The sequence below is a fragment of the Micromonospora fluostatini genome, assembly GCF_050410825.1.
GTDB classification, from domain to species: domain Bacteria; phylum Actinomycetota; class Actinomycetes; order Mycobacteriales; family Micromonosporaceae; genus Micromonospora; species Micromonospora rosaria.
In genome coordinates this window covers 6,569,594-6,580,000 of record NZ_CP191251.1, presented here as the reverse complement: position 1 = coordinate 6,580,000, position 10,407 = coordinate 6,569,594, and the positions used below count along the sequence as shown (strand labels likewise).

The 10,407-nt window shown below is 73.3% G+C and carries 11 protein-coding genes and 1 pseudogene (1 of these 12 running past the window's edge); 6 read left to right on the top strand and 6 right to left on the bottom strand.

Going from position 1 to position 10,407, the window contains the following annotated elements:
• Positions 1 to 382 carry the 5' portion of a hypothetical protein gene (locus ACQUFX_RS29375; protein ID WP_428963427.1) on the bottom strand. Its footprint begins 1,673 nt before the window's first position, so only the first 382 of its 2,055 coding nucleotides appear in the window; it begins with the start codon at positions 380 to 382; its stop codon lies off the left edge, out of view.
• Here ACQUFX_RS29375 and ACQUFX_RS29370 point away from each other — a divergent pair.
• Both ACQUFX_RS29370 and ACQUFX_RS29365 read left to right on the top strand, forming a co-directional pair.
• Positions 321 to 581, top strand: a pseudogene (locus tag ACQUFX_RS29370) (sensor histidine kinase); the annotation flags it as partial. The gene ACQUFX_RS29375 and the pseudogene ACQUFX_RS29370 overlap by 62 nt on opposite strands.
• Before the next feature lie 95 nt (positions 582 to 676).
• Positions 677 to 1,330 (top strand): LuxR C-terminal-related transcriptional regulator, encoded by a 654-nt coding sequence (locus ACQUFX_RS29365; RefSeq protein WP_067363805.1) that lies wholly within the window; start codon positions 677 to 679, stop codon positions 1,328 to 1,330.
• A 52-nt stretch (positions 1,331 to 1,382) separates the two neighbouring features.
• Here the strand turns inward: ACQUFX_RS29365 and ACQUFX_RS29360 are convergent, their stop codons facing one another.
• Positions 1,383 to 2,033, bottom strand: coding sequence for an HAD family hydrolase (locus ACQUFX_RS29360; RefSeq protein WP_428963426.1), 651 nt, complete (start codon positions 2,031 to 2,033; stop codon positions 1,383 to 1,385).
• 22 nt (positions 2,034 to 2,055) lie between these two features.
• Positions 2,056 to 2,310, bottom strand: coding sequence for a glutaredoxin family protein (locus ACQUFX_RS29355; protein WP_428963425.1), 255 nt, complete (start codon positions 2,308 to 2,310; stop codon positions 2,056 to 2,058).
• Positions 2,311 to 2,780: 470 nt separating this feature from the next.
• Between ACQUFX_RS29355 and ACQUFX_RS29350 the strand changes: the two genes are divergently transcribed.
• The 3 genes from ACQUFX_RS29350 (at position 2,781) to ACQUFX_RS29340 (ending at position 5,944) form a co-directional block, all read left to right on the top strand.
• Positions 2,781 to 3,782, top strand: a complete 1,002-nt coding sequence (locus tag ACQUFX_RS29350) for an ECF subfamily RNA polymerase sigma factor, BldN family (protein ID WP_428963424.1) — start codon at positions 2,781 to 2,783, stop codon at positions 3,780 to 3,782.
• 238 nt (positions 3,783 to 4,020) lie between these two features.
• On the top strand, positions 4,021 to 4,917 hold the full coding sequence (locus ACQUFX_RS29345; RefSeq protein ID WP_428963423.1) for a DUF5667 domain-containing protein: 897 nt from the start codon (positions 4,021 to 4,023) through the stop codon (positions 4,915 to 4,917).
• 160 nt (positions 4,918 to 5,077) lie between these two features.
• Positions 5,078 to 5,944 (top strand): HAD family hydrolase, encoded by an 867-nt coding sequence (locus ACQUFX_RS29340; protein ID WP_428963422.1) that lies wholly within the window; start codon positions 5,078 to 5,080, stop codon positions 5,942 to 5,944.
• Positions 5,945 to 6,022: 78 nt separating this feature from the next.
• On the opposite strand, the gene ACQUFX_RS29335 is transcribed toward ACQUFX_RS29340, so the two are convergent.
• Together ACQUFX_RS29335 and ACQUFX_RS29330 are read right to left on the bottom strand one after the other, a co-directional pair.
• Positions 6,023 to 6,277: a hypothetical protein gene (locus ACQUFX_RS29335; RefSeq protein WP_428963421.1), complete on the bottom strand. Its 255-nt coding sequence runs from the start codon at positions 6,275 to 6,277 to the stop codon at positions 6,023 to 6,025.
• A 26-nt stretch (positions 6,278 to 6,303) separates the two neighbouring features.
• Positions 6,304 to 8,811, bottom strand: a complete 2,508-nt coding sequence (locus ACQUFX_RS29330; protein ID WP_428963420.1) for a hypothetical protein — start codon at positions 8,809 to 8,811, stop codon at positions 6,304 to 6,306.
• Between ACQUFX_RS29330 and ACQUFX_RS29325 the strand changes: the two genes are divergently transcribed.
• Positions 8,801 to 9,259: a hypothetical protein gene (locus ACQUFX_RS29325; protein WP_428963419.1), complete on the top strand. Its 459-nt coding sequence runs from the start codon at positions 8,801 to 8,803 to the stop codon at positions 9,257 to 9,259. The genes ACQUFX_RS29330 and ACQUFX_RS29325 overlap by 11 nt on opposite strands.
• On the opposite strand, the gene ACQUFX_RS29320 is transcribed toward ACQUFX_RS29325, so the two are convergent.
• Positions 9,201 to 10,082 carry a lysophospholipid acyltransferase family protein gene (locus ACQUFX_RS29320; RefSeq protein ID WP_428967119.1) on the bottom strand — a complete coding sequence of 294 codons (882 nt, stop codon included), beginning with the start codon at positions 10,080 to 10,082 and terminating at the stop codon, positions 9,201 to 9,203. The two genes, ACQUFX_RS29325 and ACQUFX_RS29320, sit on opposite strands and share 59 nt — an antisense overlap.
• Between the last annotated feature and the right edge of the window lie 325 nt (positions 10,083 to 10,407).

Here is a 10,407-nt window from a genome sequence, read left to right as displayed (position 1 = left end):
TCTCTCTCTCTCTCTCTCTCTCTCTCTCTCTCTCTCTCTCTCTCTCTCTCTCTCTCTCTCTCTCTCTCTCTCTCTCTCTCTCTCTCTCTCTCTCTCTCTCTCTCTCTCTCTCTCTCTCTCTCTCTCTCTCTCTCTCTCTCTCTCTCTCTCTCTCTCTCTCTCTCTCTCTCTCTCTCTCTCTCTCTCTCTCTCTCTCTCTCTCTCTCTCTCTCTCTCTCTCTCTCTCTCTCTCTCTCTCTCTCTCTCTCTCTCTCTCTCTCTCTCTCTCTCTCTCTCTCTCTCTCTCTCTCTCTCTCTCTCTCTCTCTCTCTCTCTCTCTCTCTCTCTCTCTCTCTGTGGTCGCCGAGGCGCTGACCAACGTCGCCAAGCACAGCGGGGCCACGGAGTGCACCGTCGCGGTGACCCGGCACGGCCCGACGCTGACCGTCGCCGTGACCGACGACGGCCACGGCGGCGCGCACCTGGCCAAGGGGCACGGCCTGGCCGGGATCGCGGACCGGGTCCGCGCGGCGGGCGGGCGGCTGGACGTGGTCAGCCCGGCCGGCGGTCCGACCGGGATCCGCGCGGAGCTGCCGCTGTGACCGCCCCCGACCCCGGGCATTCCGCCGGTGGGGTGGCTCCCGTCCCGCCCGGCCGCGCCCCGGACCCCGGCCCCGACGTGGTAGACACCAGCCCCATGCGGGTGGTCATCGCGGACGACGCCGTCCTGCTCCGGGAGGGGCTGGTCCGGCTGCTCACCGAGCGCGGGCACGTCGTGGTGGCCGCCGTGGGGGACGGCGACGCCCTGGTGGCGGCCGTGGTCGAACACCGCCCCGACGTGTCGATCGTGGACGTGCGGATGCCGCCGTCGCACACCGACGAGGGGCTGCGGGCGGCGGTGCAGGCCCGGCGGCTGGTGCCCCGTACCCCCGTGCTGGTGCTCTCCCAGTACGTCGAGGTGTCGTACGCCGACGACCTGCTCGCCACCACCGGCAGTGCCGGCGGCGGGGTCGGGTACCTGCTCAAGGACCGGGTCGCCGCGATCGACGAGTTCCTCGACGCGCTCGACCGGGTGGCCGCCGGCGGTACCGTGCTCGACCCGGAGGTGGTCGGGCAGCTCTTCGCCCGACGCCGCCGCGACGACCCGCTGGGCGCGCTCACCCCGCGCGAACGGGAGGTGCTGGCGCTGATGGCCGAGGGGCACACCAACACCGCCATCGCCCGGATCCTGTTCGTCAGCGACGGCGCCGTCGAGAAGCACGTCCGCAACATCTTCACGAAGCTGCACCTGCCGCCCGACACGGACCGCCACCGCCGGGTCCACGCCGTCCTGGCCTACCTGCGGTCCTGACCCGCCGGCCCCGGCGGTCGGCGGCGGACGCCGGCCCCGCGTCGTCCGGCCGTCACCCGAGGGTGCCGGCCAGGCGGACGGCTTCGGTGAGGGTGGCGGCCACCGGGTGGCCGGAGGTGCGCAGGCGCTCCGGGTCGGTGAAGCCGCCGGTGTAGAGCACCGCCCGGCCGCCGACCGACTCGGCGGCGTCGGCGTCGTCCAGGGAGTCGCCGATCAGCACCACCCGCCCGCCGTCGACGGACAGGTCGGCCAGGTGCCGGGCCAGCGACTCGGCCTTGCGGTCGCCGCCGACCACCGCCCGGGAGCCGTCGACCCGGGCGAAGCGCCCGGTCAGCCCGTAGGTGTGCACCGCCGGGACCAGTTCCTCGTGGAACCACATCGACAGCAGGGACTGGCTGCCCGGCCAGGCGGACATCGCGGTGACCGCGTCCTCGGCCAGCTCGCAGGTGGTCAGCCCGGCCCGGTACGCGTCGTGGAAGATCCGGTCGAGGCGGCCGAACGCCTCCTCGTCCACTGCCCGGCCGAGCACGTCGGCGTAGTAGTCGGCGACCGGGCGACGGAACCGTACCCGGTGCTCCTCGGTGCTCACCACCGGCCCGCCGACGCTGGCGAACGCGGCGTTCGTGGCGGTGACGACCAGGCTCAGGTCGTTGAGCAGGGTGCCGTTCCAGTCCCACACCAGGTGGTCGCGCGCAGGGGTCATCCGAGCACGATAGGCGAGAGGCCTAGAGCTGGGGAGTGGTGAGGTCGCGCAGCAGCCGGTCCTCCTCCACCCGCCAGTAGCCGTGCTCCTTGCCGTCGAGCAGCACCACCGGCACGCGGTCGCCGTACTCCCGCTCCAACTCGACGTCGGCGGTGAGGTCCTTCTCGATCCACTTGTCACCGGTGACCGCGACCACCCGGTCCAACGCCACCTTGGCGTCCTCACAGAGGTGGCAGCCGGGCCGGGTGATCAGGGTGAGCCGGGCGTCGGTGGACATCGGTACCTCCTCCAGCGGGCGGTCGTTCGGCCGAGTGTGGCACAGTGGCCGGCACCCGGCCCGGCGGAGTGCCCGGACACCTCGCTCCGACCTGCCCCACAGCCACCCTGACCAGGCCTTTGACCTGGATCAGCTACCGGCTGGAAAGTCAAACGCCCACGACGGACAACCGGTCCGGCGGGGTCCCGACCGGGGGGGAAATACTTCCGCTCTGTGTAACGGACTTACCACGCACGGGTGACGTCGGCCCCTATCATCACTCGGGTCGGCTCACCCCATTTGCCGTGAGTTGACACCCCTCAGCCCGAGGAGGCCCCCGTGCCCGTGAGCGCATTGGACCAGCACCTCATGGGGATCTGCCGTGCGTCGGCGGCGTACCCCGGAGCGACCCTGTCCGACCGCCCGGTCGGCCCCGTCGCGCGACCGCGCGCCGGGGTCCCGGCGGTCACGGACCGTGAGGGGGTGGAGCGGTGACCGCCTCGGGGTGGGTGGAGCAACCAGCCGGGCTGGGCACGCCCGGCGGACGGTCGACGGTCAACGAGCGTCCCGGCGGGACGCGCGGTCCGCTCGACGACGCCTGGAGCCCTCCGGTACAGAGCGAGGACGCGGCCAGACGGTTACGCAGCCGGCCCCACCACAACGAGGCCGCGCCGCGCCCGCCCGCGCCCGGCGGCAACGCCAAACCGGTCGGGGGTCGGGTGGCGGTCCCCGCCCGGCCGACCATGCCGGTGCAGGGCCGCCGCAGCGCGGACCCGCCCGCCCCGCCCACCCCGACCGATCCGGCCTGCTCGGAGACCGCGGTGCTGCCGGCGGTACCGGCCACCGCCGGGGGCGGCGGTGGTGGCGGGGGTGGGGGCGGCAACGGTGGCGGCCCGACCGGGTACCCGAGCCGGCCGGACCCGTCCGACCCGGCCACCGAGGTCTGGGCGCTGGTGGAACGCGCCCAGGCCGGGGACGCCGGGGCGTTCGGCCTGCTCTACGACCGGTACGTGGACACGGTCTTCCGGTTCGTCTACTTCCGGGTGGGCAACCGGCAACTGGCCGAGGACCTCACCTCCGACACCTTCCTGCGCGCGCTGAAGCGGATCGGCAGTTTCACCTGGCAGGGGCGGGACCTCGGGGCCTGGCTGGTCACCATCGCCCGGAACCTGGTCGCCGACCACTTCAAGTCGGGCCGGTACCGGCTGGAGGTGACCACCGGCGACGTGTTGGACGCCGACCGCGAGGACCGGGGCCCGGAGGGCAGCCCGGAGGCGGCGGTGGTCGAGCACATCACGAACGTCGCCCTGCTCACCGCGGTCAAGCAGCTCAACCCCGAGCAGCAGGAGTGCATCGTGCTCCGCTTCCTGCAGGGCTTCTCGGTCGCCGAGACCGCCCGCGCGATGGGCAAGAACGAGGGTGCGATCAAGGCGTTGCAGTACCGGGCGGTCCGTGCCCTGGCCCGGCTGCTGCCGGACGGTTTCCAGCCGTAGCGCCGGCACCGGACGGATCGCGGGATGGCCGGGTGGATTTCGCCACCCGGGGCCCCGTAACCGGGGCCCGCCGCGGACCGTTTTTCCGGGTGCGACCGGTGGTCACCCCGGCAATCCCGGGCCCCATGGTCCGGGCAGCGCCGTCGGCGACAACCTTCGTACGCCGGTGCCCACTGTCTCCGGTCGCTGGCGACGAGCACGGCTGACCGGCCGTGACCAGCGAGAGGAGGTGCCTGCGGTGGACCACAGCCTCTTCCTGCGTCGACGCGCTGAGCGCTTCGCACAGCTTCTCGACGAAGCCAACGGCGGCCGTCGGCACCACGTCCGGTCCCGGGTGGACGACCAGCTCACCGCGCTCGTCGCGGTCGGGCGGCGACTCAGCACCGAGCGGCCCGCCGTCGACGCCGGGGTCGACCCCGACTTCCGCACCAGCCTGCGCGCCATGCTGCTGGCCACGGCGGAACGGGAGGGCATCGGGGCACCCGTGATCGCGCCGGCCGACAGCACACCGACCGGCCGCCAGCCGGTCGTCGGTCCCCCGCCACGACCGCTGCTGCCGGCGGTGACGGCCCGCCGGGCCCGCGCCCGACTGGCGATCTTCTCCGGCATCGCGGTCGGCGCCATCGCCGTCTCCGGCATCTCGGCCGCCAGCGAGAACGCCGTACCGGGTGACGCCCTGTACGGCATGAAGCGGTCCACCGAGCGGGCCCAACTCGCCCTCGCCGGCTCGGACCCGAGCCGGGGTCAGCTCTTCCTCGACTTCGCCCGGACCCGGGCCGGCGAGGCCGCCACCGTCCGGGGCGACGGGGGCCGGTACGGCGCGGCGCTCGACGGCATGGACGGCCACACCCGCGAGGGCGTACGGCTGCTCTTCACCGCCGTCACGCAGCGGGCCGACCCGGCCGGGCTGGACGCCGTGGACGCCTTCCTCACCGGCCAGCGCCGCGCGCTCGACGACCTGCTCGACGGCGCCTCCCGGGCCGAGCGGGACCGTACCCGCCGGTCCCTGGCCCTGCTCGACGCGGCCGGCGAGCGCTCGGCGGTGCTGCGCACCTCGCTCACCTGCGGCCTCCCGGCGACGACCGGCAGCGACGAGTTCGGCCCCGTCCCGGCCGCCTGCCCCGCCCCGCGCTGACCCCCGGCCCCGGGCCGGCTCGCCGGCCGGCGCTGACCCCCGGCCCCCAGGCCGGGCTCCCGGCCGCCCGGAGTTCTCCCGCCGTCCGGCCGGTCGTCACCGCAGCCCGGATAGGCTCGGTGAACGGCAGCCGCCGGGGCGTCGAGCGGAAGGGGAGCGCGTGGCCCGAGACCGTAAGGTGACGATCAGCACCGACGTCCACGGGCACACCGCCGGCTGGGCGGAGAGCGGGCCCCCCATTCCCCCCGCGCCCGATCCGACCGCCGCCGCCTTCTTCGACGTGGACAACACGATGATGCAGGGCGCGTCGCTCTACTGGTTCGCCCGGGGCATGGCCGCCCGCAAGTACGTCACCACCGCCGACCTGGCCCGGTTCGCCTGGCAGCAGCTCCGGTTCCGGGTCCTCGCCACCGAGCACGCCGGCACCATGTCCCAGGTCCGGGAGGCGGCGCTCGCGTTCATCGAGGGGTGGCGGGTGGCCGACATGGAGCGGCTCACCGAGGAGATCTTCGACGAGCTGATGGCCCCCCGCATCTGGGCCGGGACCCGTCGGCTCGCCGAGCGGCACCTGGCCGTCGGGGAGCGGGTCTGGCTGGTCAGCGCCGCGCCGGTGGAGATCGGCCGGGTGATCGCCGCCCGGCTCGGGTTGACCGGGGCGATCGGCACGGTAGCCGAGATCGTCGACGGGGCGTACACCGGTCGGCTGGTCGGCGAGCTGATGCACGGCCCGGCGAAGGCGGAGGCGGTCGCCCAGCTCGCCGCCGTCGAAGGGCTGGACCTGTCCCGCTGCGCCGCGTACAGCGACTCCGTCAACGACCTGCCGATGCTCTCGGCGGTCGGCCGGGCGGTGGCCGTGAACCCGGACGGCGCCCTGCTCCGGCGGGCCCGCCAGCACGGGTGGCCGGTGCACGACTTCCGGACCGGCCGGCGGGCGGCCATGATCGCCGTCCCGTCGACCGTCGCCGGGTTGCTGGTCGGCGCGGTCACCGCCGGCCTGGTCGTGCACCGCCGTCGCCGCAACGCCTGACGGTCCGCCCCCGGCCGCCGCACGCGCCGCCGCGCCCGGACACCACAGCGGTGTCCGGGCACGGCGCGGGCCGACCGGTCAGTAGTCGTCCCCGCAGGCGTGACCCGCGTTGGCACCGATCGGTACGAAGGCCATCGCGTCGAAGGCCACCGCGTCGAAGTTCTGGGTGGTGGCGCTGCCGACGTTGTTCAACTGCACCTGCGCGCCCCGCCCCAGCTCGTACGTGCCCAGGTACACCCACTTGTCCTGGCCGAGGTTGGCCGGGTTCGGGTTGGGGATGCCACCCGGTAGCGCCCAGCCGGCCTCCTCGGCCAGGTTGACCGCGCAGGTCACCTGTTGGCCGATGGTGCCCGTGGTGATCAGGTACGAGGCGGCGTCGTAGTCCGCGCCGTGGCTGGCACGTGGGCGAGGATGTCGTACCGGTGCCGTTCCCCGGGGATCAGGTCGAGGTTTGGCGTCCACGACCCGACGATCCGCCGCTTCGCGTTGCCGGCGTTCACGTACGTGTACCAGAGGTGTCCCTTGTAGCCGGCGCCGATCTGGTGCAGGTCGACGTCGGCGTACGGGGCGGTGCTGGCGCCGCCGGCCGGCGAGCCCCGCCGGATGGTGAACTTGCCGTCGCTCGGGCCGACGTCGCACCCGAGGTTGTACTGCCCGGTGTCGTTGAGCGAGTAGACCACCGAGACCCGCTTGTTGGGGTTGCGGTTGCCGCCGTTGTTACCGGTGAAGGTCTCGCAGTTGCGGGGGTAGATCCGTTTGACCCCCGGTTCCGCAGCGCCGGCGCCGAAGGTCAGTTTCTCCCGGGCGCACTCCTCCAGCAGGCAGTTGCCCGAGTTCGCGACCCCGTGCCACCAGCACAGCTCGGACTCGGCCGGGCAGCCGTTGGTGGCCTGGGAGCAGTTGTTGACCGTCGAGCAGAACGCGTACCGGTCCGGGATGGAGAGCACCTGCCGCATGCCCTGCGGCCCGGTGCGCGGGGAGTTCGCCCCGTACTGCGGCTCGGCGTACGCCGAGGACATGATCGGGAAGCCCTTGAGCTGCGGCGTCTCCGCCCAGCCCATGATCCGCTCCGGGTACGCCCAGTGGTTCGGCGTCTCCGCGTCGGCCATGGTCAGCCGCAGGAACGGGGCCCGGTTCGCCCGGTAGCGCGGGTTGGCGGGGTTGTTGAACCAGCCGACGCCCCACCGCCCGTTCGACGCGTTCCGGTTGGCGTACGGGTAGTACCCGCTGTTGTACGCCCAGGCGGCCAGGAACCAGTTCTCCACCCAGGTCGGGTCGTTGTTGTTCATGAAGCTCTGGTGCTGCGGCAACTCCCGGGCCATCTGGTTCCACTTCTGGATCAGGATGTTCAGCCCGGCAGCGATGTTGGCGGCGTAGTCCACCGCGATGGCCCGGCGCTGCGTGTCGGTGAAGACGCTGCTGCCCACCCGCATGCCGTCGGTGACCTGACCGATGCCGTACCCGCAGTCGGTCTTGCTGTAGTCGATGACGTCGAGGTTGCCCTCGTTGCCGTAGTAGCTGGCGATCAGCGGGTTGCCGGTGTCACCGGGCACCACGTGCCAGGACGCCTGGTTCAGGTTCGTCTCCTGGGCCAGGATGGCGAGCATCACCTGCGCCGGTACCCGGCCCCCGCCGACCAACGACTCCAGGTCGAAGAGCACCTGCGGCTGGTACGCGGGCAGGCCCGCCTTCAGGTAGTTCGCCGGCCGCGTGATCGTGAGCCGGTCGTGCACCGCCTGGTCGACCGCCCACTCCACCATGTCCGGGCTGGGCTGCAACGGCTGCACCCGGGGGTCGTTGCGCGGGATCGCGCAGGTCGGGGTCGTGGCGTTGGCGAGCGCCGCGCGGCTCCCGGCCGCCGAGGGGTGCGTCGGCGACGCCGCCGTGCCGGCCCCCAGCTCGACGTCGAGCGCGGGCGCGAGAGCGGTGTCGATCGCGTGGGTGAAGTGCCGGCCGCTGGCCGTGGCCCGGACCGTCACCCGCAGGCCACCCGCCTCGGCCGGGTCCGCCCGGCGCAGCGGCTCACCCACCGAGGATGCGCTCTGCTGGGTGAGCAGCTCCTCGGCGATCAGGTGGCCCTGCCCGGAGACCGCCCGTACCTGACGGTCGGCCGGCAGGACGGTCAGGTCGGGTGCGGTGCCCCGGAGCTGGGCCTGCCCGACCAGCACGGTGCCGCCGTCCCGCTGCCCGAACAGTTGCAGCTTGTCCCAGGGGCCGGTCGCGGTGACCGACAGCGTGCCGCCCCGGTACCGCTGGGCGACCGCCTGCTCGCCGCGCACCGAGACCAGGTCGACGCCGCCGGCGGCGGTGGCCTGGACCGCGAAGGGCTGCCCCTGCGGCCGGGCCAGCCTGGTCGCCCGGCCCCGGTCGTCGACCCGCACCAGGTGGCCGCCGAGGATGCCGTAGTCGCCGTCCGGGGCCGGGGCGGGCGTGGTGAGCTGCCCGGTGATCCGCCGGGTCGCGGTCACCCGGCCGGCGGCGGCGTCGACGGTCAGCAGTTCGGTGTTCTGCGTGAAGTCGTCCCCCAGGGAGCGGGTCAGCAACGCACGGTTCCCCGGCCCGCAGGCCGGGTTGAAGTAGGACAGCTCCACCCCGGTCGCCACGTGCTTCGCCGCGCCGGTGGTGACGTCCACCACGGCGGCCAGCGCGCCCCGGCGGGCCAGCTCCGGCTTGTTGGCGGCCTGCTTCGGGGCGAAGACCGCGACCGCGTACCGGCCGGAGCCGGTGACGCAGACCTCGCCGGTCCACGGCCCGACCGCGATCGAACTGGACGACAGCGTGGCCAGGGTGGACCACCCGAAGGCGTCCTTCTCCCGCGCCACGTAGAGGTGGTACCCGTCGGTGTCACCGACGCCGGTGACGAGCACGTCCGTCGAGGTACGCCAGGAGGGGCCCAACGCCTCGTCCGGCGCGGTGAACGCGGCCGGCGCGGCCGGGCGGGCCGGTTCGGCGTTGGCGGGCTTCGACCACCCGGTCCGGTTCGGGCTGGCCCGGGGCACAACCGACAATGGCGTCAGGCCGACCTCCGTCACCTGCACCACCCACGACGAGCCGCCGCTGGTGGTCGACCGGAAGCTGATCCGCGCGCTGCTGGACTCCTGCCTCACGCCCGCCCTGGTCGACGGGGAGAAGTCGGCCCTGTCCGGCTGGCTGACCGAGCAGGACTACACCGCCGACGTCTACGCGACGCGCGGGTTCGACCGGTTCAACGCCGAGGTCGTGGCCTCGATGGGCGTCTTCAAGGTGCGACTGGTCGCTAAGGGCCGAACGGGTCCGGGCGCCGTTCGAGTAGCTGGTGCAGGGTCTGCTGGATAGTCTCCCGGACCTGGTCGGCGAGGTTGAACACGACCAGCGGGTCGTCGGCCGAGTCGGTCAGGTGGTCGGTGGGGATTGGCGGGCAGAACTCGATCAGCCACTTGCTCGGCAGCGGCACCATGCCCAGCGGCCCGAGCCACGGGAAGGTCGGCGTCACCGGGAAGTACGGCAGTTTGAGCAGCCGGGCCAGCGGCTTGATGTCGGCGAGCATCGGGTACGTCTCCTCCGCCCCGACGATGGCGACCGGCACGATCGGGGTGCCGGTGCGCAGCGCCGCCGAGACGAACCCGCCCCGCCCGAACCGTTGCAGCTTGTACCGGTCGGCGTAGAGCTTGCCGATCCCCTTGAACCCCTCGGGGAAGACGCCGACCAGCTCACCGGAGCCGAGCAGGCGCTCGGCGTCCGGGTTGCAGGCGACCGTACCGCCGGACTTGCGGGCCAGTTCGGAGACGATCGGCATCCGGAAGACCAGGTCCGCGCCGAGCAACCGCAGGTACCGGTGGGCGGGGTGCCGGTCGTGCAGCACGGCGGAGAGGACCAGCGCGTCCAGCGCGACCGTGCCGGAGTGGTTGCCCACCACCAGCCCCGCCCCGTCGACCGGGACGTGCTCCATCCCGCTGACCTCGGTGCGGAACCAGTCCCGGTACAGCAGGCGCAGGATCGGGTGCAGGACCTTCCCGGTCAGCTCCGGGTCGAAGCCGAACTCGTCGACCTCGTAGTCGCCGGAGAGTCGCCGCCGCAGGAAGGCCAGCCCCGCCGCCACCTTGCGGTCCCAGTGGTCCCCCGGCCGCTCCGGCACCGACCCGCCCGATCCGGCGGCCAGTTCCCCGGCACCAGCGCGCCCGGATGCGGCCGGCTCCGGTACAGCCTGCCCGGCAGCAGCGGCCGACGCGGCGGGTGCGGCCGGCTCGGCAGCAGCGGCCGGCTCGGCAGCGGGGGCGTCCGGTCCGTCGGGGTCGGAGCCGGGATCGGTCGGGCCGTGGGCCGGGCCGGCCGTCGGGGCGGTGGCGGGCGCGTCGGCGGGTGCGGGCCCGTGCGCCGGGGCGGCGGGCGCGGGGTGGTGCCCGTTGCGGCGGGCCGGCTCCGCGGCCGGGTCGACCACGGTCAGCGGTACGTCGAAGCGGCCCCGGCCGTTCTGCTCCTCGGGG

Excerpts from the sequence above, each read along its gene's own strand:
- ACQUFX_RS29365 (WP_067363805.1), top strand. The coding sequence starts at position 677 with ATGCGGGTGGTCATCGCGGACGACGCCGTCCTGCTCCGGGAGGGGCTG.
- ACQUFX_RS29360 (WP_428963426.1), bottom strand. The coding sequence starts at position 2,033 with ATGACCCCTGCGCGCGACCACCTGGTGTGGGACTGGAACGGCACCCTG.
- ACQUFX_RS29355 (WP_428963425.1), bottom strand. The coding sequence starts at position 2,310 with ATGTCCACCGACGCCCGGCTCACCCTGATCACCCGGCCCGGCTGCCAC.